At 60.6% G+C, this 25,666-nt stretch carries 22 protein-coding genes and 1 pseudogene; 2 read left to right on the top strand and 21 right to left on the bottom strand.

What is annotated here, in order from left to right:
* Nucleotides 1–693: 693 nt before the first annotated feature.
* The 5 genes from ACFPPD_RS15540 to ACFPPD_RS15520 all read right to left on the bottom strand — a co-directional run bounded on the left by ACFPPD_RS15540 (nt 694) and on the right by ACFPPD_RS15520 (nt 6,890).
* Entirely contained in the window at nt 694–993 is a 300-nt protein-coding gene (locus ACFPPD_RS15540) for a hypothetical protein (protein WP_209751255.1), read from the bottom strand.
* Complete coding sequence (gene hydA, locus ACFPPD_RS15535) at nt 993–2,420, bottom strand: dihydropyrimidinase (protein ID WP_209751253.1); 1,428 nt, start codon at nt 2,418–2,420, stop codon at nt 993–995. Before hydA ends, ACFPPD_RS15540 begins: the two co-directional genes overlap by 1 nt.
* A gap of 3 nt (nt 2,421–2,423) precedes the next feature.
* Nucleotides 2,424–3,719 carry an NAD-dependent dihydropyrimidine dehydrogenase subunit PreA gene (preA, locus tag ACFPPD_RS15530; RefSeq protein WP_209751250.1) on the bottom strand — a complete coding sequence of 432 codons (1,296 nt, stop codon included), beginning with the start codon at nt 3,717–3,719 and terminating at the stop codon, nt 2,424–2,426.
* A 65-nt stretch (nt 3,720–3,784) separates the two neighbouring features.
* The gene (locus tag ACFPPD_RS15525; protein WP_378082597.1) at nt 3,785–5,224 is read right to left on the bottom strand and encodes an NAD(P)-dependent oxidoreductase; all 1,440 of its coding nucleotides are present in this window, start codon (nt 5,222–5,224) and stop codon (nt 3,785–3,787) included.
* A 406-nt stretch (nt 5,225–5,630) separates the two neighbouring features.
* On the bottom strand, nt 5,631–6,890 hold the full coding sequence (locus tag ACFPPD_RS15520) for a M20 family metallo-hydrolase (RefSeq protein WP_209751262.1): 1,260 nt from the start codon (nt 6,888–6,890) through the stop codon (nt 5,631–5,633).
* Between the two features lie 117 nt (nt 6,891–7,007).
* On the opposite strand from ACFPPD_RS15520, the gene ACFPPD_RS15515 reads away from it, so the two are divergent.
* Entirely contained in the window at nt 7,008–8,696 is a 1,689-nt protein-coding gene (locus ACFPPD_RS15515; RefSeq protein ID WP_378082595.1) for a PucR family transcriptional regulator, read from the top strand.
* 71 nt (nt 8,697–8,767) lie between these two features.
* On the opposite strand, the gene ACFPPD_RS15510 is transcribed toward ACFPPD_RS15515, so the two are convergent.
* The 8 genes from ACFPPD_RS15510 to ACFPPD_RS15475 all read right to left on the bottom strand — a co-directional run bounded on the left by ACFPPD_RS15510 (nt 8,768) and on the right by ACFPPD_RS15475 (nt 19,014).
* Nucleotides 8,768–10,135, bottom strand: coding sequence for an aspartate aminotransferase family protein (locus ACFPPD_RS15510; protein WP_209751248.1), 1,368 nt, complete (start codon nt 10,133–10,135; stop codon nt 8,768–8,770).
* Between the two features lie 21 nt (nt 10,136–10,156).
* A complete protein-coding gene (locus ACFPPD_RS15505; RefSeq protein ID WP_209751247.1) occupies nt 10,157–11,629 on the bottom strand; it encodes a CoA-acylating methylmalonate-semialdehyde dehydrogenase in 1,473 nt (490 codons plus the stop codon).
* A 106-nt stretch (nt 11,630–11,735) separates the two neighbouring features.
* A complete protein-coding gene (locus ACFPPD_RS15500; protein ID WP_209751245.1) occupies nt 11,736–12,617 on the bottom strand; it encodes a nitrilase-related carbon-nitrogen hydrolase in 882 nt (293 codons plus the stop codon).
* A gap of 141 nt (nt 12,618–12,758) precedes the next feature.
* Nucleotides 12,759–13,889 (bottom strand): ABC transporter substrate-binding protein, encoded by a 1,131-nt coding sequence (locus ACFPPD_RS15495; protein WP_378082594.1) that lies wholly within the window; start codon nt 13,887–13,889, stop codon nt 12,759–12,761.
* A gap of 244 nt (nt 13,890–14,133) precedes the next feature.
* Nucleotides 14,134–15,003 carry an ABC transporter permease gene (locus tag ACFPPD_RS15490; RefSeq protein WP_209751243.1) on the bottom strand — a complete coding sequence of 290 codons (870 nt, stop codon included), beginning with the start codon at nt 15,001–15,003 and terminating at the stop codon, nt 14,134–14,136.
* Nucleotides 15,000–15,815, bottom strand: a complete 816-nt coding sequence (locus tag ACFPPD_RS15485) for an ABC transporter permease (RefSeq protein WP_209751241.1) — start codon at nt 15,813–15,815, stop codon at nt 15,000–15,002. Before ACFPPD_RS15485 ends, ACFPPD_RS15490 begins: the two co-directional genes overlap by 4 nt.
* A 3-nt stretch (nt 15,816–15,818) precedes the next feature.
* Nucleotides 15,819–16,595 (bottom strand): ABC transporter ATP-binding protein, encoded by a 777-nt coding sequence (locus ACFPPD_RS15480; protein ID WP_209751239.1) that lies wholly within the window; start codon nt 16,593–16,595, stop codon nt 15,819–15,821.
* Between the two features lie 547 nt (nt 16,596–17,142).
* Nucleotides 17,143–19,014, bottom strand: a complete 1,872-nt coding sequence (locus ACFPPD_RS15475; RefSeq protein ID WP_378082593.1) for an LTA synthase family protein — start codon at nt 19,012–19,014, stop codon at nt 17,143–17,145.
* A 275-nt stretch (nt 19,015–19,289) separates the two neighbouring features.
* On the opposite strand from ACFPPD_RS15475, the gene ACFPPD_RS15470 reads away from it, so the two are divergent.
* On the top strand, nt 19,290–19,739 hold the full coding sequence (locus tag ACFPPD_RS15470; RefSeq protein ID WP_209751237.1) for a MarR family winged helix-turn-helix transcriptional regulator: 450 nt from the start codon (nt 19,290–19,292) through the stop codon (nt 19,737–19,739).
* A 64-nt stretch (nt 19,740–19,803) separates the two neighbouring features.
* Here ACFPPD_RS15470 and ACFPPD_RS15465 read toward each other — a convergent pair whose 3' ends face one another.
* From ACFPPD_RS15465 to ACFPPD_RS15430, 8 genes and pseudogenes are all read right to left on the bottom strand, one after another.
* Nucleotides 19,804–20,079 carry an alpha/beta-type small acid-soluble spore protein gene (locus ACFPPD_RS15465; RefSeq protein WP_209751235.1) on the bottom strand — a complete coding sequence of 92 codons (276 nt, stop codon included), beginning with the start codon at nt 20,077–20,079 and terminating at the stop codon, nt 19,804–19,806.
* A gap of 78 nt (nt 20,080–20,157) precedes the next feature.
* The gene (abc-f, locus tag ACFPPD_RS15460) at nt 20,158–22,092 is read right to left on the bottom strand and encodes a ribosomal protection-like ABC-F family protein (RefSeq protein ID WP_209751233.1); all 1,935 of its coding nucleotides are present in this window, start codon (nt 22,090–22,092) and stop codon (nt 20,158–20,160) included.
* Nucleotides 22,093–22,203: 111 nt separating this feature from the next.
* Nucleotides 22,204–22,353 carry a hypothetical protein gene (locus ACFPPD_RS15455; RefSeq protein WP_209751231.1) on the bottom strand — a complete coding sequence of 50 codons (150 nt, stop codon included), beginning with the start codon at nt 22,351–22,353 and terminating at the stop codon, nt 22,204–22,206.
* A gap of 83 nt (nt 22,354–22,436) precedes the next feature.
* A pseudogene (locus tag ACFPPD_RS15450) lies at nt 22,437–22,622 on the bottom strand (ArsR/SmtB family transcription factor); the annotation flags it as partial.
* A gap of 32 nt (nt 22,623–22,654) precedes the next feature.
* On the bottom strand, nt 22,655–23,269 hold the full coding sequence (locus ACFPPD_RS15445; protein WP_209751229.1) for a flavin reductase family protein: 615 nt from the start codon (nt 23,267–23,269) through the stop codon (nt 22,655–22,657).
* Complete coding sequence (locus ACFPPD_RS15440; protein WP_209751226.1) at nt 23,266–23,901, bottom strand: alpha/beta hydrolase; 636 nt, start codon at nt 23,899–23,901, stop codon at nt 23,266–23,268. Before ACFPPD_RS15440 ends, ACFPPD_RS15445 begins: the two co-directional genes overlap by 4 nt.
* Complete coding sequence (locus ACFPPD_RS15435; protein WP_209751225.1) at nt 23,901–24,851, bottom strand: ring-cleaving dioxygenase; 951 nt, start codon at nt 24,849–24,851, stop codon at nt 23,901–23,903. The genes ACFPPD_RS15440 and ACFPPD_RS15435 overlap by 1 nt, the downstream gene beginning before the upstream one ends.
* A 93-nt stretch (nt 24,852–24,944) precedes the next feature.
* Nucleotides 24,945–25,385, bottom strand: a complete 441-nt coding sequence (locus ACFPPD_RS15430; protein ID WP_209751223.1) for a MarR family winged helix-turn-helix transcriptional regulator — start codon at nt 25,383–25,385, stop codon at nt 24,945–24,947.
* Nucleotides 25,386–25,666 lie beyond the last annotated feature (281 nt).

The following is a 25,666-nucleotide window of genomic DNA, read 5'->3' as shown; positions in this document are numbered from 1 at the left end:
TGAAAAGGCGACTTTTCATCCAATAAATGGGATGAAAAGTCGTCTTTTCGTTTAATCATTATTTCTTACTTCGAAAAATCGTAAGTTCTTCAGTGGCCTCATGTGTTGATGGAGGGGATAGAGTAACTACGACGGAGGGGACGTGACGTGGGGAGTGTCAGTTACTTCGCCAGACGCATTAGCTCCCTGCTCGGAGACTCGGTCGCACACCAGTTGCTTCGCCGGACGCTTTAACTCCCTGCTGAGAGACCCGTTCGAGCATCAGTTACTTCGCCAGACGCGTTAACTTTCTGCTGAGAGACCCGTTCGAGCACCAATTACTTCGCCCGACGCATTAACTCTCTGCTGAGTGACCCGTTCGAGCATCAGTTACTTCGCCAGACGCATTAACTCTCTGCTGAGATACCCGTTCGAGCATCAGTTACTTCGCCAGACGCATTAACTCTCTGCTGAGAGACCCGTTCGAGCACCAATTATTTCGCCCGATGCATTAACTCTCTGCTGAGAGACCCGTTCGAGCACCGGTTACTTCGCCCGACGCATTAACTCCCTATTCGGAGACTCGATCGCACACCATTTACTTCTCCGGACGCATTAACTCTTTGCTTGGAGACTCGCATAAGAGCGCCCGGCTCGCAAACCGCCCGTCATCGGACGGTTCGGCGCAATGACCCGGGGCGCTCTAACGACAACCTATGCTTGATTGGACAATTGCGAAAGTATCAAGTTCGACGCGTACTTGCGGGCGTCGGCGGTCAACAGGAGCAGCGCGACGGGGTCGGCGTCGTGCGCGCTAATAGCGCTCGGCGCTCCCGGCTCCTTCGAAGAGCCCGCGCCGTCGGACGCGCTAGCTCCTTCCGACCCGACCGCCGTTTTCTTGAAGCGGAGCAGCATCCCTTCGAGCGCCTCGCTCGAGCCGACGATGACGTAGCCGTCCGCGATAAGCGAGTCGATCGCCCGCCGCTCCCGGGAGAACTCTTCGTAAGCGGACATCAGTACGCCCCTCCGATCGGCAGCTTCTTGACGGCCGGCTTGTCGGCCTCGCCGAACCGCCGCCGATGCAAATACTGGCCGTAACCCGGCCGTCCGACGAACAAGCCGTCGCGGACGACGAACTCGCCGCGGACAAGCACCGTTACCGGCTCGCCGGTCACCTTCATGCCCTCGAACGCGCTATAGTCGACCTTCATATGGTGCGAGTCGACGGACAGCGTCCGCTCGACCGAAGGGTCGAAGATGACGATGTCCGCGTCGCTGCCGATCGCGATCGTCCCCTTCTGCGGGAACAAGCCGAACAGCTTCGCGTTCGTCGTAGACACGACGTCGACGAACTTGTTCAATGACAGCCGCCCCTTCTGCACGCCCTCCGAGAACAGGATCGTAAAACGGTCCTCGATCATCGGCCCGCCGTTCGGGATTTTCGAGAAATCGCCGAGCCCGAGATCCTTCTGCCCCTTGAAGTTAAATGAGCATTGGTCCGAGCCGACCGTCTGCAGTTCGCCGTTGCGCAGCGCGTTCCACAGGACGTCCTGGTTCCGCTTCTCCCGGAGAGGCGGCGACCAGACGTACTTCGCGCCCTCGAAGTCCGGCCGCTCCAGATCCGTCTGATCGAGCGTCAAATACTGCGGGCACGTCTCCCCGAACACGCGCAGCCCTTTCTTCCGCGCCTCCGCGATCTTCCAGACCGCCTCCGCGCAAGTGACGTGTACGACGTACAACTGCGAGTCGGCGAGCGCCGTCAAGTCCGCCGCGCGCCCGGTTGCTTCTCCCTCCAGCACCGCCGGCCTCGTCAGCGCGTGGTAGATCGGATCCGTGTTCCCCTCCTCCAAAGCCTTGCGCACGAGAAAGTCGATGACGTCCCCGTTCTCCGCGTGCACCATGACGAGCGCGCCCTGCTCCTTGGCGACGAGCAGCGTTTTATACAAAGTGCCGTCGTCCGCCTGCAGCACGTTCTTGTACGCCATGAACACTTTGAACGAGGTGATGCCTTCTTCTTCGATGATCTGAGGCAGCTCCGCGAGCACCTCGTCCGTCACCTCTGACACCATCAGGTGGAAGCTATAGTCGATGACCGCTTTGCCCGCGGACTTGCGATGCCACGTCTCGACCGCCGACTTCAGCGGCGCCCCCTTCGACGTCAGGCAGAAATCGATGACCGTCGTCGTCCCGCCGAACGCGGCCGCGATCGTGCCCGATTCGAAGTCGTCTACCGTCACCGTACCGCCGAACGGCATGTCGAGATGCGTATGGGGATCGATCCCGCCCGGGAACACGTAACACCCCGACGCATCAACGATTTCCGCTCCCTCGTCGTCCAGGTCGACGCCGATCATGACGATAATGCCGTCGTCGATGAGAATATCTCCGAAATACGTGTCGCTCGCCGTCACGATCGTGCCGTTTTTAATGATTTTCCGCATCGGTCACACCGCCTCCATCTCCGTGGATTGGGCATTCAGCCGCGTTAATGCCCGCTGTCTCTCGTTCCAAGTCATCGGCGCGTGTCCCGCGCCTTGAACCTCGACCATCTCGATGACGCCGTCGACCGGGCAGACGATCGCGCACAGATTGCAGCCGACGCAATCTTCCTCGCGCACTTTCAAGTACGCTTTGCCGGTATCCGCGTTCACGTGCCGTTCGATGCATTGATGCGACGTATCCTCGCAGGCGATGTGGCACTTGTTGCAATTGATGCACGTCTCCGTGTCGATCCGCGCCACGACCTGATAGTTCAAGTCCAAGTCGCCCCAAGTCGAGTACTTCGGCACCGTCTTCCCGATCAGCTCCGTCACGGAAGATAGCCCTTTGTCGTCCAAATAGTTGTTCAGCCCGTCGATCATCTCCCCGACGATCCGGAAGCCGTGATGCATCGCCGCCGTGCAGATCTGCACGTTCGACGCGCCCATGAGCATGAATTCGACCGCGTCCTGCCAGCTCGAGATGCCGCCGATGCCCGAGATCGGCACGCCGACCCGCGGGTCCTTGGCGCATTCCGCTACCATGCTTAGCGCGATCGGCTTCACCGCAGGACCGCAGTAGCCGCCGTGCGCCCCTTTGCCGCCCACGTGGGGAACGGTGTTCCAAGTATGGATGTCGACGCCGGCCAAGCTATTGATCGTGTTGATCAGACTGACCGCGTCCGCACCGCCGAGCACCGCATGCCTCGCGACGACCGTGATGTCGGTAATGTTCGGCGTCAGCTTCACGATGACCGGCGTCTCGGCGACTTCCTTCGCCCACATCGTCTGCATCTCCACGAGATCGGGCTGCTGCCCCGAAGCCGAGCCCATCCCGCGCTCCGCCATGCCGTGCGGACAACCGAAGTTGAGCTCGAGCCCGTCGACGCCGACCGCTTCGACCTTCTTCACGATCTCGTGCCACTTCTCCCTCTTCGGCTCCACCATCAGCGAGACGACGAGCGCGTGATTCGGGAACCGTTTCTTCGTCTCGTAGATCTCCTTCAGGTTCACCTCGAGCGGCCGGTCGGTAATGAGCTCGATGTTGTTGAACCCCGCCACCCGTTGCCCGTTAAAATGAACCGCGGCGAACCGCGACGACGTGTTGATGATCGGATCCCCGAGCGTCTTCCATACCGCGCCTCCCCAGCCCGCCTCGAACGCCCGTTGCACCTGGTAACCCGTATTCGTCGGCGGCGCGGACGCCAGCCAGAACGGGTTGGGGGACGCGATGCCCGCCAAGTTACTGCGCAAATCCGCCATGACTTTTCCCTCCCGTCTTCGAGTTGAGTCCTTGATCGCATTGCCAAGCGTCTGCTTAGCCCGAGCTACATCGCCAGCGCGTTCGAGCCGGCTGTTCCGTCGGTTCCCCGGGCGCCGCTCCGGACCTCCAAGCCGTCCGCTTCCGCGAACCGCCGGGCGATCGCATGGGCCGCCCGTTTGCCTTGCTCCGCCGCCGAGACGACCATCGCTTCTCCTTGCCCGTTGCCGAAGATTACGTCGCCCGCGGCGTAAATGTTCGGATTCGATGTCTGCCTCGTCTCCTCGTCCACGAGGACGACGCCCCGGTCGTGCGCCACGCCCATCAAGTCGATCAACCCGCGGCGTCGCGTCTGCCCGATCGCGAGGACGACCGCGTCGACCGGCATCAAGAACGTCGAGCCTGCCACAGGCTTCGGTACCCGCCGACCGTCCTTGCCGCTCTCCCCGAGGGCCATCCGCACGCATTCAACGTGCGTCGCTTTCCCCTCGGCATCTCCGACGATGCGAGTAGGCGCGGTCAGCCAAGCGAACTCGACGCCTTCCTGCTTGGCGAACTCGTATTCGAAATCGTACGCCGTCATCTGTTCCCTCGTCCGTCGGTACAGCATCTTCACGTTGCTCGCCCCGAGCCGGACCGAGCAAGTGGCCGCGTCGATCGCCGTATTGCCCGCGCCGATGACCGCGACCCGCGCGCCCGCGATCGGATACGGCGGCACGTCCTTCTTCGTCGCCTCGACATAGGCGATCGCGTCGTAGACGCCGTTCAGTTCCTCGCCCTCGATGCCGAGGGGCGGGACGTAGCCCATGCCCGCGGCGAGCACGATCGCGTCGTACTCGCGTAGCAGCTCGTCGGCCGCCACGTCGACGCCGACTTTTACGCCCGTGCGAATGTCCACGCCGAGCGATCTAACCTGCTCGACTTCCCACAACGAGACCGGCTGCGGCAGCCGGAACGACACGATGCCGTACGTGTCCAGCCCGCCGGCCATCGGCTTCGCCTCGTAGACGACGACGGCGAAGCCGTCGCGCGCAAGCTCCCGCGCCGCGGATAACCCCGCGGGGCCGCCGCCGATGACCGCCGCCTTGCGGCCGTTCGGCGCGCCCGCCTTGAACAGCGGCTTGCCGCTCGAAGCCGCCCAGTCCGTCGCGTACCGCTGCAGCAGCCCGATCCGGATCGGCTCGGACTCGTCGTTCAGCACGCAAGCGCCTTCGCACAGTTCCTCGGTCGGGCAGACGCGCGCACAGCTCGCCCCGACGGGATTGGCGTCCATGATCGCGGTCGCAGCCCCCCTCAGATTGTCCGTCGCAATTCGCTTGATGAACGACGGAATGTTAATGCTCGTCGGGCAAGCTTTGATGCATGGCGCATCGTAGCAATACAGGCAGCGGTTCGCTTCCTCCGCCGCTCCTTTGCGGGTCAGGCCGGGCACGGTTTCCGCGAAATTGGCGGAGAACGCCTCCGCGGACAGCCGGCCGACGCCCGTTAAGCTCATCGGTTGCTCCATCTCGTGATCCCTCCCTGAACGGATTTGAGCTGAACTGATCTGATCTGAACTGATCTGATCTGCTCTGAGTAACTACTTAGGCAGTCAACGACGCCACATTCGCTCAATTCCTGCAAAAATGCAGGAAGTAGAGGCTTCTTCCAAAGGAATTTTCATTTTTCCAGCAAAAGTGCAGGTTTTTGACCCTGATTGGGCCAATCGACACCTCGAGAATCTAAATTCCTGCAGAAATGTAGGTATTTCGCATGATTGGCTGAAGTATTCGGCAAAACCTGTATTTTTGCAGCCTTTCGGAACAGGACACGGCATCATCTCTCGACAAATGACCGATCGATCTAATTTGTAACCGATCCGATCCGATTCGATTCGATTCGATCCGTTCCGTTCTGCTCCAATTTGCTCTCCCTTATTTCGTGCACAGCCGCAGCGCCGTACGGTACAGCAGCTCCGTCCCGAGCCCGATGTCCTCGGCGCTCGCGTACTCCTTCGGATTGTGGCTGATCCCGTCCTTGCACCGGACGAAAATCATGCCGTAATCGCAATAGTAGGACATCGCGAGCGAATCGTGGAACGGCCCGCTCATCAGCTCCGGCGCGTCGAGCCCCATCTCCGCCGCCCCCTCCCGGATCGCGTCCATGATCCAATCCGCGCAGTAACGAGGCTCGCTGTTCGTATCCTCGCGAATCTCGGCCTGCAGCCCGTGCCTCATAGCCGCATCCGCGATCAGCTCCCTTAGCCGCGCTTCCAGCCCGTCCCTGCGAGGCAAGTCGATATCCCGCAAGTCGACCGTGAACTGCACGTGCTCCGGGATGATGTTGCGCGAATCCGGAAACACCCGCAGCGACCCGACCGTGCCGACCGTCGGCGCGCCCGGATCCTCCGTCGCGAGCGCGCGCAGCCCGACGACGATCTCGGCCGCGCCGGCGAGAGCGTCCTTGCGCATCGGCATCGGCACGGAGCCCGCGTGCCCCGCGAAGCCGTACAGGTCGACGGTCCACCAGAGCGGCCCGCTGATGCCCGTCACGATGCCGACCGCGCGATCCTTCGCCTCCAGCACCGGCCCTTGTTCGATGTGCAGCTCCAGGAACGCCCTCACCTTACCCGGCGCCAACTCGTCCTCCGCGAACCGTGCCGGATCGCCGCCGAACGCGATCAGCGCTTCCCTTCGCGTCACGCCGTTCTTGTCCGTCCGCTCCAATTCCCCATCATCAAGCCTTCCGAGCATGCCCCTGACGCCGAACAGCCCTTTGTTGAAGCGACAGCCTTCTTCGTCGCAGAAGGAGACGACTTCCACGGGGACGGACGGCTTCATTCCCCCGTCCTTTAACGTCTGCGTGACTTCGATCGCGCCGACGACGCCGACGATGCCGTCGAATCTGCCGGCGTAAGGCTGCGTATCGATGTGGGAGCCGAGCATGACGGCCGGCGCGCCCGGATCTTCCCCTTCCAGCCGCCCGATTAAGTTGCCGAAGGCGTCCAGCCTGACGCTCATGCCCGCCTCCGCCATCCACTCCGCCACGACGTCGACCGCCTCGCGATCCTCCGGCGACAGGGCGAGGCGGCAGACGCCCGTCTCGCTTATTTTTCCGATTTCGGACAGCCTGCCGATCCGTTCCATCACCCGTCCCGCGTCGATCGAGACGGCTTGCCCTTGCGTTCCGTGCATAACCCCCACCCCTTCGGCGACCCCTTGATTGTGCGCCATGCCGAAAATCGTCCTCCGCTCTTGCATGCCCGTCCCATCCGTCCATAATGAAGACAACGAATCCCGATCGAGGAGGCGATGTCCATCGACGCCGGTTTGATTCTCACCGTACGCGAAGCGTTACGCCGTCCGCTCTTCCGGGACGCCCGGCTCGTCGCCGGAGCCCGGGGACTGGACCGGCCCATCCGTTGGGTTCACATTCTCGAGATTCCCCAAGTCGAGAAGCTGATTCACGGAGACGAAATGATTCTGACGACGGGACTCGGCTTCCGGCTCGATGCCGAAACGTCCGTCCTCTTCATGGAGAAGCTGATCGCCCACAACGCCTCCTGCCTCTGCATCGAGATCGGCCCCTACTTCGAGCGGGTCTCCCCCGAGCTGACCGAGCTCGCCGACCGCCACGGCTTCCCTCTGATCGTGTTTCAGAGCGCCGTCCGTTACGTCGACGTCACCCAAGACCTTCACGGATTGATCATCAACCGCCACCATCGCACCCTTCAGGAGCTCGAAAGCCTCTCACGGGAGTTTTACCGGCTCACCCTAAGCGCCCAAGGGACGGCCAATGTGCTGAAGCTGCTGCATAAGAGCACGCGCAACCCGGTCGCGCTGTTGCCGGCGCAAGGCGCGCCGACGTTCTTCCCGCCGCCGTCCGCCTCCCAGCAAGAGGATTGGCTCCGCGCGTTGGGCGGCGCGGCGACGGCGGACGGCGGCTTGCCGGAAACTCTCGAACTCGGCGGACGGACGCTCGCGACCCGCCCCGTCGGCGCTCTCGAGCAGACGTGGGCGCACCTCGTCATGTCGTGCCCGCGCAAGCCGCTTCAGTTCGAATATTTGTTGCTGGAATCCGCTTCCCTGTCGATCGCGCAGGAGCTGCTTCGCACCCGGTATATCGAGGAGAGAAAGCTATTCTCGGAAAACCTGTGGGTCGAGGAGCTCGTCGGCGGAAGGTTGACGGAGGAGCGCCAGCTGCAAGACTTGACCGGCTCCGACTATCCGTCATGGAACGAGCTCGGGCATCGCGTCTGCGTCATCGAATTCTCCGGTCTGCCGATCTCTCCGGATTCGGCAGCCGGGCGAGGGGACGGCGAGCGGGAATCGTTCCGGTTGCAGCTGTCGCTCATCGCGCGTTCGGCGTTCGAGAAGCACGGTTTCCGTTCTCTGCTGACGATGAAGAACGACCGATTGACCGCTATCGCCCTCGACTTGAAGGCGAAGACGCCGTCCGCGGCCCGTCTCCGCCAAGCTCTTGCGTCCCTCCAAGATTCCCGCGCGGCGGACGAGAGATTGGCCAGCGTCCGCTTGCTCGTCGGCGTCGGTCGCCCGCACCAGAGGCTCGGCCTCGCCGCGACCGGGTATCACGAAGCGTTGCAGGCGTTGTCCTTGGCGGACGGCCAAGACGGGTCGATCCTGTTCTTCGAGGAGCTCGGCGTCTATCAACTGCTCATCGGCCTGAACGACGGCAAGACTCTTCAAGACTTTATCCGCCGCTATCTCGGCCCGCTCATCGACCACGATCGAGCCAAAGGCAGCGAGCTGTTGCTGACGCTCAAGGTGTTCCTCGACCACGACGGCTCCAAGCAGATCGCCGCCCAGAAGCTGTTCATCGTGCGCCAATCGCTCTATTACCGGTTGGAGAAAATCGCCGAGCTGCTCGGGGAGGACTTCATGTCCGCGGACAACCGCATCTCCATTCAAGTCGCGTTGCGGGCGTGCCAGCTGCTCGAGCCCGGCCGGTTCGCGAGCGGCGGCGGCAGCGGTAATCGGTAATCGGTCAGGTCGTCGGCGGGGGCGGGGCGAGGCGGGTCAAGTCCGATCTCCGCTCCGTTCGCGACGCTTGCTTACGGCTGCATCGCCATCACCTCGGAGAACGTCGACAGAATGAACGCCAAGTCCTCGTCCGTGGACGACAGCGGGGGCGAGAACGTCAGCACGTTGTTGAAGCCCGCGACCGTGTCCCCGTTCCTTCCGATGATGAGCCCCTTCGCCTTACACTGCGAGATGATCCTTTTGACGGCGTCGACGGGCGCGGGGGCTTTCGTCGCGCGGTCGGTCACGAGCTCGACGCCGAGCAGGAAACCGAAGCCGCGAACGTCGCCGACCATCGGGTGGTCCCGCAGCTTCTCCATGCCGGCCAGCAGCCGCTCGCCGAGCACCCTCGCCCGCGCCACGAGCCCTTCCCGCTCGAGAATCTCCAAGTTCCGAAGCGCCAGCGCGCAGGCGGCGGGATTGCCGCCGAACGTGTTCACGTGGCGAAAGTGGGCGTAATCGTCTTCCGCATCTTTGAACTTCTCGTAAATGTCCCGTCGCACGGCGGTCGCCGAGAGCGGCAAGTACCCGCTCGTCAGTCCTTTCGCCATCGTCACGATATCCGGCTTCGCGCCGAAGTTCTGATGCCCGAACTTGCGTCCCGACCGTCCGAAGCCGCAGATCACTTCGTCGATGATGAGCAGCACGCCGTGCTTCCGGCATATTTCCTGCACCCGTTCCATATAGACCGGATGGGGAACAATGACCCCGCCTCCCGTGATCGTCGGCTCCATGATGACGCCCGCGACCGATTCGACGCCTTCCCATATGATCGCGTCTTCGATCGCTTGGGCGCATTGCAGGTTGAACCGCTCTTCGCTTACCCCTTTGGGCCTGCGATAGCTATCCGGCGGAGCGACGTGCACGAAACCCGCGGCGAGCGGCTCGTAACGGTACTTGCGCTGCGCCTGCCCCGTCGCCGATAACGCCCCCATCGAATTGCCGTGATAAGCCCTATACCGCGAAATGAACTTGTACCGGCTGCCCCTCCCGATCTGCTGCTGGTATTGCCGGGCGATCTTGAACGCCGCTTCGTTCGCCTCCGAGCCGCTGTTGGAGAAGAAGACGACGTACTCGCCCTCCAGCCATTCGTTCAGCTTCTCCGCCAGCTTGATCGCCGGTTCGTGGCTTTGCGTCAGCGGATAATAGGCCAGCTTCAGCAATTGCCCGTATGCCGCGTCCGCCAGCTCCTTCCTGCCGTACCCGACGTTGACGCACCACAGGCCCGACATCGCGTCGAGGTATTTGTTGCCGTCGCCGTCCACGATCCACGAGCCTTCCCCGCCGGTCACGAGCATCGGGCGGCTGCCCGCGTTATAGCTCATCATGTTATGCCAGACGTATTTGCCGTCCTTATCAAGCAATTCCTCCGCGCCGGGAATTCTTTCGTCCGCGCCCATCGCGACCGCTCCTTTCCTCCGCTAATAGCGGGCCGTCACCATTTTCTTGCGGGTATAGAACTCGACGCCGTCCCTGCCGTTGGCGTGAAGATCGCCGTAGAACGACTTCTTGTATCCCGAGAACGGGAAAAAAGCCATCGGGGCCGGCACGCCGAGGTTCACCCCGAGCATGCCCGCGTCCATCTCCTCGCGGAACTCTCGTATCGCTTTCGCGCTGTCCGTATAGATGCACGCCCCGTTCGCGAAGTCGGATTCGTTGGCGACGGCGATCGCCTCCGCCAAGTCGCGCGCCCTCACGATCGACAATACCGGGGCGAAGATTTCGTCCTTCCAGATCGCCATCTCCGTGCCGACGCGGTCGAACACCGTCGGTCCGAGGAAGTAACCTTCTCCTTCCGTCGCCGGATCCGTCCTGCCGTCCCGGAGCAACGTCGCGCCCTCGCGCACGCCGCTCTCGACGTAACCGATCGCCCGGTCTTTGTTCGCTTGCCGGATGAGCGGCCCGAGGAACACGTCCGCGTCCATGCCGTTCCCGATCTTCAGCCCATCCGCCGCTTTCGCGAGCCGGGAAGCCAGTTCGTCCGCGACGTCCCCGACGGCGACGACGACCGAGCACGCCATGCACCGCTCGCCCGCCGAGCCGAACGAAGCGGAGACGATGTTCTTCGCCGCGTTGTCCAAATCCGCGTCGGGCAGGACGATGGAGTGGTTTTTGGCGCCGGCGAGCGCCTGCACCCTTTTGCCCGCCGCCGTCGCCGTCTTGTATACGTACTCCGCCACCGGCTGCGAGCCGACGAAGGAGATCGCCTTAATGCGCTCGCTGGCGAGCATCGCGTTCACGACGTCCCGCGAGCCGTGCACGACGTTCAGAACGCCGGGCGGGAAGCCCGCTTCCGCGAACAATTCCGCGAGCCGGTTCGCGAGGAGCGGCGTTCGCTCGGAAGGCTTGAGCACGAACGTATTGCCGCAGGCGATCGCGAGCGGGAACATCCAGCAAGGCACCATCATCGGGAAGTTAAAAGGCGTGATGCCGCCGATGACCCCGAGCGGGTAGCGGTACATGCCCGACTCGACGCCGGTGGCGATGTCCGGCAGCTGCGTCCCCATCATCAGCGTCGGCGCGCCCGCCGCGAATTCCACGCACTCGATGCCCCTTTGCACTTCCCCATACGCTTCCTCGTAGCTCTTGCCGTTCTCCGCCGTAATGATGCCCGCCAGCTCGCTCCAATGCTCGACGAGCAGCTGCTGGTAACGGAACAAGTAACGCGCCCGCCGGGGAACCGCGACGCGACGCCATTCGGCGAACGCGGCCTCGGCCGCTTCCGCCGCCCTCTCGAGCTCGGCCGCGCCGGAAAGCGGCACGAGCGCGAGCGTCTCTCCCGTCGCCGGATTCGGCACTTCCTCGTATGCGGTCGAATCCGCGTCCGTCCAAGCTCCGCCGATATAATTGCGCAGCCGTCTCGCGCCCGACTCCGCACTAACTTGCTCGTTCATTCACGCATCGCTCCCCCGCACGCCGTCTTTTTGGGCGGCTTGCCGCCGCTCGTTCATCCGTCGACTCCGACGTTCCGCTCCCCGCCGGATGGTCGGGGCTTGCCGCTTAAAGCCGCGTCAGCTCCTCGTACGTCTCCGGCCTTCTGTCTCGGTAGAACTGCCAGCTCTCGCGTACCTCGCGAATCAGCGACTTGCTCATCTCGCCGACGACGACCTCGTCCCTGTCCCGGCTTCCCGTCGCCACGAAGCCGCCCCGCGGATCGACCAAGTACGATTGGCCGTAGAACTCGCCCATGTTCCAAGGGGCTTCGAAACCTACGCGGTTGATTGCCCCGACGTAATAACCGTTCGCGACCGCATGGGCCGGTTGCTCCAGCTTCCACAAGTACTCCGACGTTCCCGATACGGTCGCCGACGGATTAAAGACGATCTCCGCCCCGTTCAACCCGAGCGCCCGCGCCCCTTCCGGAAAATGCCGGTCGTAGCAGATGTATACGCCGACCTTGGCGAAGGCGGTATCGAATACCGGATACCCGACGTTGCCCGGCTTGAAGTAATATTTCTCCCAGAAGCCGCAACCCCCGCCTCCCGCGCCGACGTGCGGAATGTGATGCTTGCGGTATTTACCGAGGTACGTCCCGTCCGCGTCGATGACAGCAGCCGTGTTGTAGTAAGTCGCTATGCCTTCCCTCTCGTACACCGGCAACACGACGACGAGGCCGAGTTCCTTGGCGAGCGCCATGAACCGTTGCGTCGTCGGGCCGTTCGGCACCTCCTCGGCGGCGTCGTACCACTTCGCCGTCTGTTCCGCGCAGAAATAAGGACCGTAGAAAATTTCTTGCAGCGAGACGATCTGCGCGCCTTTGGCTTTCGCTTCGCGCAGCAGTCTCTCGTGCTTCTCGATCGCGTGCGCCTTATGCGCCGCGACCGGCTCGTCGCCGTGCAGCTCGTGCCTCGCTTGAATGAGTCCGATCGTTACCGCGTCCATGTGATCGCGATCCTCCCTCCTGGACGGAAAAGATGGCCTCCGCGTCCTCGAAGCCACCCTTTCCACTTCTCCGCACTAATCCATTCATGTTCAAAAGTTCGATTTTCAGCACCGAGAAGGTTAAAAGAACTTCCTCTACTACTATTTCATGGCCATCTCGACGATTTCATTCGTATAAGCATGCGTAAGATCGGCTTCTTTCTCGATGACCCCGAATTTGAAGGCGATGTCGGCCGTTTGCTTGAACAAGGCGTCGTCAATGTAGCCGAGTTTCGACGCGTCGAAGCCTTCCGGTTGGATGAGCTTGGCGACTTCTTCCATCATCTTGAGCTGATGCTCTTTCGTCGTGCTGCCTTCCTCCGTCTTCTTCATGACGCTGTCCACCGCTGCCGCCGGATCGGCGATCGCGTCCTTCCAGCCCTTGATCGAGGCTCGAACGAACTTCGCGGCCGTCTCCTTGTTATCGGCGAGCCAATCCTTGTTCGCGAAAAGATTATCCTCGAGCATCGCGACGCCTTCCGCGTTCATGTCGATGACGTTCATGTCCTCCGCTTTAACGCCGGACTCTATCGCGACTTGATACTCGTTGTACGTCATCGCGGACGCCGCGTCGATCTCGCCGGTCAGGAACTGGTCCATCGTGAAGCCTTGCTTCGTGAAGTTCAGGTCTTTGTTCGGATCGAGCTTATGCTTGTCGAACAGCGCCAGCAACTCGAACTCGTTGCCGCCCATCCAGTTGCCGATCTTCTTGCCTTTCATGTCCGCCGGACCGTTGATGCCGGCCGACTTCTTGGACACGAGCACGAGGCCGCTCCGTTGGTAGATTTGCGAGATCTCGACGAGCGGCAGTCCTTGCTCCTGATGGGCGAGCAAGCTCGCGACCCAGTCGACGCCGATGTCCGCCGCGCCGTTCGCCACCTGCTGTTCCGGCACGATGTCCGGACCGCCTGGCAGAATCTCGACGTCGAGCCCTTCGGAGGCGTAATAGCCTTTGTCCATCGCCACGAAATAACCGGCGAATTGCGCTTGAGGCACCCATTTCAACTGCAGCTTCACTTTGACCGGCTCCGCCGACGCGCTCGGCGAGGCCGAAGGCGTCTCGCTAGCCGCGGCGCTCGACGCCGGCGCGGACGCGGACGGCGAGCCGCTCGGCGATGCCGGCTCGTTGTTGCCGTTATTGCCTCCGCACGCTGCCAGCGTCAGCGCGAACAACGAGATCAACGCCGCTCCTCCCATTCCCCGTAACCATCCTTTTGTCGCTTGTGCCCTCATGAATCTTCTCTCCCTTTGTTTAGTGGTAAAGAGGCCTTGCCCAGTATGGCTTGCGATCGATGCGGGTCTATGCAATCGGCTTTCCCGGGAGGGCTCTGTCGACACTCTCGCCCGTTACGGCCGGATGTCACGGTTACGTTCTGCCGGACGGATGCCAGCGGATCAAGCAAAAACACCTTCGGCGTCTTATTAACGCCGATGAAGCTTTGCGGAGGTATCGGATAAGTAAAAGGCGATCGAAAACTTACGCTTTCCGATATGCGAAAATTTTCTCCAGCGCTTCGACGATAAGGTAGAACAGGATACCGGCGATCGCAGCTACTACGATGCACGACCAACCGAGCGGCATCTTGGCCACCTTGATCGAGTTGGACAGCAAGTACCCAAGTCCGCGCGAGGAGAAGAAAAATTCGCCGACGATCGCGCCGATCATGCTCGCCGTCGCGTTGATCTTGAGCGCCGCGAACACGTAAGGCAGGCTGTTCGGGATGCGCAAGCGGAGGAACACTTCGCTTTTGCCGGCGGCGTAAGCACGCATCAGGTCGAGCGAAAGCGGATCGACCATCCGCATGCCCTTATGCGCGTTGATCGCCATCGCGGCCGCCGTCGTCGCGGCGACGATCGCGGCCCGGGACAGCATGCCGTCGCCGAACCACAGGTTCATCGTCGGGGCGAGCGCCACGATCGGCACGGCGTTCAGCGCCGCGACGACGAGCAGTCCGCCCGCTCCCCATCTCGGCCACGCGGTGGCGACGAGCGCGATCGCGAACCCGAGCGCGGAGCCGGCCAGCATGCCGAGCACCGCTTCGGTCAGCGTATAACGCGTATAGCCGAGAAGCAGCTCTTGGTTGTCCCTGATAGCGGTCCATATCGCCGAAGGAAGGGGGAGCTGGTAGAGCTTTAACTTCAGCAGCCGGTGGATGAGCTGCCGCTCCCACGCGAGGAGAAATAGCGCTCCGGCGAACAACGGCAACGCGATCCGGACGAGCGCCGCCGCGAGCTTGGCGCCGCCGGTCTTGCGGCGCGTCGCTTTCGGCGAGGTCGCGGCGGCGGGTGCCGCGGACGATGCGAGCTGCGCCGTCGCCGGCGCTTGGCCGGAATCGTTCGGCGTCATGGGCGATCGCCTCCTCGCTTGCGAAATTCCGGCTGCCAAGGAGAGACGAGGCGTTCGACCGCGCTCATGAGCAAGTAGCTGACGATGCCGAGCGCCGCGCCGGCGACGACCGTCGACCAGAACAGGTACGCGTGCGACGGCCCGTAATAGAGGTTGCGAAGCATAAGCACGCCGATGCCGTGCTGCGCCCCCATCAGCTCGACCAGAATCGCGCCGGTCACGGCCAGCGGCGCGGCGATTTTCAAGCCGCTGAACAAGCCGGGTAGCGAGGCGGGCAAGCGAAGCTTCGAGTAGACGCTCCATGGCTTCGCCGCGCACGAGCGCATGAGCTCCAGCGCCGATGGCTCCACGCTTCGCAAGCCTCTCAGCATGTTGATCGCCACCGGGAAGAACGTGATGTATCCCGCGATCAGCACGCGAGCGACCTTCTCGTCGTGCACGATGCCGTATAGTATGGGCGCGAGACCGAGAATCGGGACCATCTGCGAAGCGACGGCGTACGGGAACGCCAGTTGCTCGATCCATCTGGAGGCGCTCATCAGGACGGCGAGGAGCGCGCCCGTCGCCGCGCCCATCAGGAAGCCCAGACCCGCGTTGCCGAAAGTAACCGCACCCTCCTTGAGCAGCGTATCGCCGTATTTCGCGAACGTCGTCGCCAGCTCGTGGACGTAAGGCAGCTTCGACTGCGCGAGAGGAACTTCCGCGACGCGCAGCAAGTACCACGAGACCGCCTCCCAGAGGAGGAGCGTTCCCGCCAGCCACGCGACGGACGGAAGCAGCCGGCCTTGGCGCAACATTTTCAAACCATTCATCGGCTACACCCCTTCGAATCGACCCCGAATGTCCGAGACGAGCCGGAAAAACGTCTCGCCGCCCCTGAGTTCCTTCGTCCGCGGCCTCGGCAACGGAACGTCCACGACGGCCGACAGCCTTCCCGGATGCGGCGAGAGCACGAACACTCTGTCGGACAGGAATACCGCTTCCGAAATGCTGTGCGTCACGAAGACGACCGTGTTGCCGACCTTGCTCCAGATCGATAGCAGCTCCTCGTTCAGCCTCTCCCTCGTGAACTCGTCGAGCGCCGAGAACGGCTCATCCATGAGCAGGATTTCCGGTTCCATCGCCAGCGCCCGCGCGATCGCCACCCGTTGCTGCATGCCGCCGCTGAGCTGCCAGGGGTACTTGTCGCCGAAGTCCTTCAGACCGACAAGCTCGAGCAGCTCGCCCGCCTTGCGCTTGCGCTCCTTCCTGCCGACGCCCGACAGCTCCAGCGGCAGCATGATGTTATCGTCGACTTTCCTCCAGTCGTAGAGCACCGGGTTCTGAAATACGATGCCGTATTTCCGCGCCAGCCTCGCCTCGCCCGCCGTCTTGCCGGCCACCTTCACCGAGCCGCCCGTCGGTTCCAACAAGTCCGCCATTAACCGGAGAAGAGTCGTCTTGCCGCAGCCCGACGGCCCGAGCAACGACACGAACTCTCCCTTGGCGATGTCCAGGCTCACTTGCCGGAGCGCGACGACTTCCGACGAATCGGTCGCGTACCGCATGCTTACGTCCGTTAATTCGATTTCCGGCCATGCTACCTTCCCCATTCTCGTTCCCCCTCGTCTTTATTAAGTGAATTTTCTGTTAACTTATATGACACGATGAGGTCTAGAAGAAGGTTCGCGTTCGTTATGTTCCCATGTTACTCTTTGAAATCGGCGGATGCATTAGACAAAAGGTCAAACAGAATAGACCGCCAACGCGTCAAAATGTCCAATAGCCGGTCACGACATTTGTCAGATTAGCTCACCCGAATTGTGCGACTTGACCCTGACGCGACCACCTCAGCTCCCGTCACAACCATCTACCCTACGCCTCGAAAAACCTGCAAAACTGCATGTTTTTCGTCGTCTCAAGGCCGCTGATACTGAATTCCTGCAATAGCGCAGGCATTTTACGATGTTTTCTCCTTTTTATCAGAATGTCGGCCAAAAGCCTGCGTTTTCGCAGGAATTCGGGTTGCGCCGATATAAAGGATTTCAAATACCTGCACATTTGCAGGAATCAGCGATGACGGAAACTACGATTGCCGCCCATGGAGAAAGCCCTCCGGCATCATGCCGGAGGGCTTCGCTCTAACGCTTATTCGGTCCGTTATTCCGCTTCCGTTGCTTTTTTGTCCGGAAGCTGGTTCACGTAACTATCAGACAGGTGGAGCAGCTCGAGCGCGCCCTCGTACTGTTCCTTCGTGGCGCCGCCGATCGATTGCTTGGACGTCTCGAGCGGGAAGTTCTTGCCGTCGTCGTAAGCGATGCCCGGCACGAAGACGTCGTTGTCCGTGACGATCGAACCGGACGGCAGGAAGTGGCGCATCGGCAGCACGTTGGCGTTCGCGTTCAACAAGTCCTGACCGAAGTGAATCTGATCGGCGAGGGAAATCCCCGTCAAATTCGCCACCGTCGGCAGAATGTCCACCTGGCCGCCGGTTTTATCGATCTCGGTCGGAGTCGTGACGCCCGGCACGTGCAAGACGAGCGGAATGTTGAACATGTCCGGATACGCGTACTCGTGGCCGAGCAGCCCTTTCATCAAGTCCCTCTCCTTGCTATCCAAGGAATAGACCGGCAACCCTTGATGGTCGCCGTAGAACAGCACGATGCTGTTCTCCCACAAGCCGCTTGCTTTCAACTGCTCGATGAATTGGCCGAGCGCGTAGTCGGAATAATTCTGCGCTTGGATGTACCGGCCGACGAGCGTGTCGTCGAACTCTTCCGGTAGCTCCATCCGGATTTTATCTTCCGGAACGTTGTAAGGATGATGCGAGCTCATTGTAATGAGATGGGCGTAGAACGGTTGTCCGCTCGCATCCATCTTCTTCAACTCGTCCAGCGACTTCGCGAACAACACTTCGTCCGAAGCGCCGAATGCGACGTGGTCGCCGTCTCCGAAAAATTTCTTGTCGTAGTATTTGTCGAACCCGACAGCGGAATACAGCTCCTTGCGGTTCCAGAACTGCACTTCGTTCGTGTGGAACGTCGCCGTCTGATAACCCTCCGCCTTGAGCAGCTTAGGCAAGCTCGGCAAATCCTTCTTCACGTAGTCCTGCGTCGCCGGCTCGTGCTTCGGCACGTACATCGACGTATTGACGACGAACTCGGCGTCGGAAGTCGTGCCTTGGCCGACCATCGCATAGAAATTGCGGTAGTGGAAGTCGCCCGCCGCGAGCTTGTTCATGTTCGGCGTCACTTCGACGCCGTCCACTTCGAGGCCGACCAGGAAATCCTGGAACGATTCCATTTGAACGATAATGACGTTCTTGCCTTTGGCAGCTCCGAAATATTGCGGATTAGCTACGGGCTGAACGCCTTTCAGCCCGTCGATGGTCGTCTGGTCGATGTCCTCGAACTCCGTCCACGCCTCGTCTTCGGTGCTGTCCGCGAAAATCGTATATATTTCGTAATTCAGAATGCCCATTTCTTCGGCTTGCTTGTTCTCGTTCATGCTGGCCCGGTTCGGCCAAATGCTGAAGAAGCAAAGCGCGATCGATACGGCGAACATGACGGACAACGCCGTGCGGCTGATCGGCTTCAAGTTCGTCTGAATACGCGTCGACTTCTTGCGAAGCACGATCGGAATCGCGATCAGCACGAGTATGTCGACGAAGACGAGCAAATAATAAGGATCCATCAAGGAATAAGTGCTGTTGCCGACCTTCGTGACTTTATCCGCTTGGCTGATCGCGTGGTACGTGACGATGATGCCGTAATACTTGTAATACATCAGAACGGTGAAATACAAGAGAGTAAACATGAGATTCGCTATCGTATAGTAGAGAAGCTTGCGCTTCTTCGCGAACCATTCGATCATGATAAAGACGAGCCAGAAGAACGGAATCTCGGTCAGCATCGTCATCCAAGACGGCCCGTCTTCGAAGACGACGAACCAAGCCAAGGAGCATTTGAACAAAAGCAGCAACGTAAAAAGAACAAACCGGCGATTGCCCATTTTAATCAATAATCCCATCATCTTTTACCCTTCCCCCTTCATTGCATTCTCTCTATCTTCTTCCATTTTACATCCAAATCGGCCGCAACGTTTCTTAAAAATGCTTAAAAATATCTTTAAAGAGATCAAAAATCCGCCCTCGACTATCGCCTTGGGCTTCGCCTAAACTGGAACAAACATATTGCTTTTCAAACCGTCATAATAGTTATATAATCATAACTGTTTCGCGTCAATATGAATTTATTCCTACATCCATGCTTTTGCGGCAATAATCCTAGCTTATGGAAGGTGAGAGAATGACTACCGAATTGCGCCACTCGGTCTCGGAATGCTTCATCAACGTCGTCCCGTTGCTGCACAAGAAGTTGATGCGTTCCTTGCCTGCGGACGCCAAGTCGCTGAACTTGACCCGCTCCAGCTTCGAAATCCTGCGCGTCCTATACGAACGGCGCAAAGCGACGATCTCCGAGCTTTGCTCGCTTATGCATATTTCACGACCGAACATGACCCCTCTTCTCGACAAGCTCGAGGAATTGCGGCTCGTCCTCAGGCAATCCGCGGAAGGTGACCGCCGCGTCACCGAAGTCGTCATTACGGAAGAAGGCGAAAGTTATTGCTCCCATATTCGCGAACTCTTTCTCGAACAGATTCGCTCCAAGCTCGCTACGCTGGGCGAAGAGGATTTGGCCGAGCTCGGCGACTGCCTCGCGACGCTGAAGAAGATCGCAGGCAAGATAGAGCCGTAAGATACAAAGCCTATTCGCGAAAAAAGCGGAGAGCCTCCACGATGGGGCTCTCCGCTTTCGTCTTCTATTCCCGGCGCGCGATCTTCTCCTGCGCCATCCGGATCATCTCGCGCACCATCGCGCCGCCGATCTGGCCGCCGACTTGCCCGGCTTCCTCGGTCGTCAGCTTGCCGTTGCCGCCCGGGTGAAGCGGAATGCCCAGCTCTTCCGCCACTTCGTACTTCACGTCGTCCGGGCGCTCCGGATCGACGTCGTAACCTTCCTGGCGCATAACTTCCGCCTTGAAGGCGGATACCCCTCGTTCCGCTTCCGGAACGAGCAGGTTCCTTCTTCTCGCCATATGCATCCCCCTTGCTACCGTTGCCATCGACGACGATTGTCGCCAGTAGCTTTCCCGGAAACGAAGGGACTATGCGACTTAACCCGACGTCGCTTCCAACCATCGTTCGTACAAGCCCTCCAGCTCTGCCCGGACTTTTTCCCGCTCGATCCACGCTTTCTCGAGCGCGGACGGAGCGCCGCCGACGTCGCCCGCATCGAGCTTCGCGTCCAGTTCGGCCAATCGGCGCTCCAGCGTCGCGATGTCGTCCTCCAGTCGCCCGGCTTCACGATGAATCGCCGGTTCGCCTTGCTCGGCCGCCTTCGAGCGCTCCTTCGCCGGCTTGCCGGCCGAACGCTCCCGAAACGGTTCGTCGCCGCCGTCCGCTTCCCCGGCCGCGATTCGTCTCTTCCGCTGTTCCTTGTACGAATCGAAGTCGCCCAAGTACGTCGCGATGCGCCCCATCTCCAACGCCCATATTTTCCGAGACATGCGATTAATGAAGTATCGGTCGTGCGTGACGGCGAGTATCGTGCCCGGGTACTCCTCGAGCGCTTCTTCCAGCGCTTCCCGCGACGCGATATCCATGTGATTCGTCGGTTCGTCGAGGATCAGCAGGTTCGGCTTCCGCAACACGAGCAGGGCGATCCGGAGCCGCGTCCACTCGCCGCCGGACAACAGCCCGACAGGCTTGAAGACGTCCGCTCCGTAGAACAGATAGGCGGCGAGCTTCGAGCGCGCCTCTCCCTCCTCCAGCCCGGCCTCTTCGCGAAAGTAGGCCAACACGCTCGCCTTCGGATCGGGCGGCGCTTGATCTTGCGCCAAGTAGCCGACGTCGACGCGCGCGCCGAGCGACAGCTCCCCGGCATCCGCGCCTTCTTCGCCGAGCAGCAGCTTGAGCAACGTCGACTTGCCCGCTCCGTTGCCGCCTATCAACACCGTCTTCTCCCCGTACTCCAGCGCTCCCGAAGCCCCGTTCAGCACGACGGAAGAGCCATAACGCTTCGTCACTCCCGAGAACTCGATCACGCGCTTGCCCGACCGGTCGGACGGCAAAATATCGAACTCCGCTTCCTTCCGGTCGACGGCGGGACGCTTCAGCTTCTCCATCCGGTCGAGCGCCTTCTGCATCGACGCCGCCCTGCGGAAAAATTTGCTATTACCGCCGATTTTGCCCCATTCCGTCAGTTGCTTGATCGTCTCGCGCATCTTCTTGATCTTCTTCTGCTGTTCTTGGTATTCCGCGAACTCCTGCAGCAGCCGCTCTTCTTTCTCCTTGGCGTAGCCCGAGTAGTTCGCGTGGTAGATCGACGACTCCCCGTCTTCGAGCTCCACGATCTTCGAGACGACGCGGTCGAGAAAATAACGGTCGTGGGAGACGATCACGCACGCTCCCTCGTATTTCCCGAGAAAGGACTCCAGCCATTCCACGCCGCCGAGATCGAGATGGTTCGTCGGTTCGTCGAGCAGCAGAAGGTCCGGTCCGAGGATGAGCTGCGAAGCCAGCGCGACTCGCGTCTTCTGCCCCCCGGACAACGTCGCGTACGGTCGACCGTACCATTCCCGGCCGATTCGAAGTCCCGTCGCCACCTGATCGATGCGGGCGTCGAGCTCGTAGCCGCCATCCCTCTCGAAACGTTCCTGCAGCGACGAGTACGTCTTCAGCAGCTTCTCCAGAGATTGCGGATTTTCGCCCGCTTCGGGCTGGGACATGCGCATTTCGAGCTCTTCCATCTCCGCCCGGCAATCCAGCAGCTCGCAGTAGCCGGACGCGAGCACGTCGTATACGGCGCGCTTCTTCGATTGTTCCGGAATTTGCTCCAGGTAGCCGATCCGGGCATCCTTGCGGATCGTCAGCAGCCCTTCATCGGGAGACTCTTGTTTGGACAGCAGCCTTAGCAGCGTCGACTTGCCGCTTCCGTTGCGGCCGACGAGGCCGATTTTCTCCCCGTGACGAAGCTCGAACGTCACGTCGGCCAGCACGAGCTGGGCCGCGTTGTATTTTTTCGCGTTTTGGCAATTGATCGTTAACATATTCAGGTTCCTCCTAAGTTCGGAAGGCCGCACCTGACGTCGCCGGCGAGCACAAAAAAAGAGGGCGCAGGGAAAATTCCCTACGCCCTCTCGGATGTTCATCCGTTCTGGTCAAGGTAGGAGCCTCTTCTCGAGTCGTGAAATCGTATAGGCATTGCGGTAAACGGACAGACTTCTCCCGTCTTCGCGCCTTGCATGTACGATGCCGGCCATTGCCATCGGCAGCCGGCTTACTTGGTTGTTCACGGACTCTCGGTTCATCCTACCTTCACCTCCTTTAATCGAGTTGAGCTCATTCTAGCATATTCCGGGCGTCTGCGGCAACGCGGGAACCGTTATCAACTTAGCGGATCCGCGTTCAGCTTGTAGCGAGTCTCCCGGCCGACTTTGCGTTCATGGACGAGACCGGCGTCGGCGAGGACGCGTAGATGCTTGGACACCGCGGGCGTCACCTTGCACGGCGACTTGCCGAAGAGGCCGGCTTCGAGATGGAACTCGTGGCCTTCGACCGGCTGAATATCGTTGGGCATAAACCAAGCGGAGAGACCTTTTTTCCTTTCGATTACGAAGGCCTTTCGACCGAGAATAGCTCGCCAAGCTTCGAATACGAGTTGCCCGCCAGCCTCGCGACCGGTTTCAGCCCCTGCGGATCGATGCGTCCATCGTCGTACAGCTTCTCTTCGACGTGAAAACGGACGACGCGCCCGATCAGCAAATCGCACGCGGGCGCCTCCAACGTCCCTCCGAGAGGGATCGCCTGTTCCAGCATGCACTCCATGCGGAATTTCGCTTCCGCGATGCCCGGCACGCCGATCCGCTCGCTGGCGACGGGCGTTAGTCCGGCGAGCGCGACCTCGCTCTCTTCGGGAGGCAGCGTCGCGGCGGTAACGTTCAACCGCTCGACGTAATCCTCGTCCGCGATATGCACGACGAACGCGCCTCCCTCTATCGCGTTGCGCGCCGTATCCTTGAGCTCGCCGCCGTTCTTGCGCTGAACCGATACCGAAATCATCGGCGGGTTCGCCGTGACGATATTGAAGTAGCTGAAAGGCGCCGCGTTCAGCACGCCGCCGGGCGATAATGTCGTGACGAAAGCGATGGGCCGCGGAATAACGCTGCCTGTCAACAGCTTGTAATTGTCCCGTTCGCCCTGGCCGTTCGGATCGATGGAGATCACGCTCTACCCCGCCCTTCCGCGCCTTCCCCGAACCGTTCGGCGAACCACGACGCGGCCGCCGCCACTTCGGTTCCCGTCAGCCGGTGTCCCGCGCGTTCCCAATGGACGCTCACCTCGGCCCCGGCTTCGCTCAACAACCCGCCGAGCTCGTCGGTTTCTTCGGGCCGGCAGATCGGGTCGTTCTCCCCCGCGCCGATGAAGACGGGAACGCCGGACAAGCCCGGGAGCCGCACGCCCCGAAGGGGCACCATCGGGTGATGCAGAATCGCTCCCTTCAGCGTACCTTCGTAATGGAACAACATGCTGCCCGCGATGTTCGCGCCGTTGGAATAACCGACCGCCACGACATTGCCACGCTCGAAGCCGTATTGCGCCGCCGCTTCGTCCAAGAACGAATGCAGCTCCGCGGTCCGGAATACGAGATCCTCGATATCGAATACGCCTTCCGCTAGCCTGCGGAAAAACCTCGGCATCCCGTTCTCCAGCACGTTGCCCCGTACGCTCAGCACCGCGGAATCCGGAGAGATCGCGCCGGCGACCGGGAGCAAATCGTGCTCCGTGCCGCCGGTTCCGTGCAGCAGCAACAGAACCGGCGCTCCTTCCCTCTTGCCTGGCCGATAGACGTGTTTCATTAGAGATCAGCCTCCAATACGCGGACTTTGAACGGCGTCAGACCGGCTTCGATCTGCGCGCGGTGCGGTTCGAACCAATCCGGCAGCATCAATTGCTCGCCCATCGTCTCGGCGGGCTCGTCGCGGGCGAAGCCCGGAGGATCCGTCGCGATCTCGAACAGTATGCCGCCTTCTTCCCGGAAGTAGATCGCGTTGAAGTACTGTCTGTCGATGAACGGGGTCGGATGGTATCCGCCCTCTTCGACAGCTGCGCGCCATCTTGCATGGTCTTCGTCGTCCGCCGCTCTCCAGGCGATGTGGTGCACCGTGCCGGCTCCGCCGACGCCGGGAGCCATCGGGGCGACGTTCACGTCGATCAGGTTGCCGAGTTCGCCCGTCGCCCGGAATCTCGCGTAATCGCCTTCTTCGGCGATTTTCTCGAGACCCATGACGTTCTGGAGCACCGATGCGGTCCGTTCCGGCGCCGTGCTGAACAAGACGGCCCCTCCGAAGCCTTTGATCGCTTTATCGGCGGACACGCCGCCGAACGCCCACTTGCTGGCGGGGCCGGCTTCGCGCTCCACGAGTTCGAGACGTAAGCCGTCCGGATCGGACAGTTGCAAGAAGCTTTCGCCGAATCTCGTCGCGCGGGTCGTCTCGATGCCGAGTTTGGCGAAGCGGTCTTCCCAGAAACCGAGCGTACCCGTCGGCACGACGTAAGTCGTGATGCCGACTTGACCGCCGCCGATCCGCCCTTGGCGGGAGGTCGGCCACGGGAAGAACGTGATGACCGTTCCCGGGTTTCCCGAGCCGTTGCCGAAGTACAGATGGTACACTTCGGGCGCGTCGAAGTTGATCGTTTTTTTCACCAACCGAAGTCCGAGCGCTCCCGAGTAAAAATCGACCGTCGCTTGAGGATTTCTGACGAATGCCGTCACGTGGTGGATACCCGTCGTTTGTTGTTTTGCCATTGTCTTTTCTCTCCTTTGAATGTTCTTAGGATTCCCGGGCGGTAGCCCGGGTTAAATCTTTAATTTAAGATATATGGTGCGCGAGAAGGGCTTCTAAAACCCGTTCTCCGCATACTTGCCGAGTTTCTTCAACAACCGGCACGCCAGTTCTTTCTCTTCTTCCGCCAGACCGGCCGTCGCCGATTCAATGACCTTCGCGTGATCGGGGAACACTTCCTCTATCAGCCGATTGCCTTCGTCGGTCGTCTCCGCGTAGATCAGCCGCCTATCTTCCGTCGACGCCCGCCGCCTGACGTACCCTTTCTTCTCGAGCTTATCGACGACGTAAGTGATGTTGCCGCTGCTCATGAGCACCTTCCCGCCGATCTGCTGAAGCGGTTGCGGCCCCTTGTGGTACAGCAGCTCCAGAACGCCGAATTCGGTTCGGTTCATGTCGTGCCTCTTAATGTCCCGATCCGTATGCGCGTTGATCCATTGGCTTGCCCGGGTCAGCGCGATGTAGAGATCGAGCGAAACGTCGTATCGTCCTTGCATGAGCGAGCGCCCCTTGTTTGTCTCGATTTGTTTTATCTTGATTTAAAGATATTACAATTGCAGGCAGTTGTCAACACCTTGGATGAAAGATTTTTCGAATACGTCGTTCGTCATTTCTTTTCTTATTTGTCATTTGCAGAAACGCGGAGCGTTATACGCACGCGAGTTACTTCGTCTCAGCCAGTAGCATTGCATTAAAATATCAACAATTTGTCAAGGTGTTTTTCCGTAAGTAAAATGTGCTAAATTTGTAATATTTTATTTAATCATGCAATAAAAAA

The sequence above is a fragment of the Cohnella suwonensis genome, assembly GCF_042655365.1.
Classification (GTDB): domain Bacteria; phylum Bacillota; class Bacilli; order Paenibacillales; family Paenibacillaceae; genus Cohnella; species Cohnella suwonensis.
Note: the sequence above shows the minus strand (reverse complement) of the source record. Positions and strands in the feature narration are given on the sequence as shown.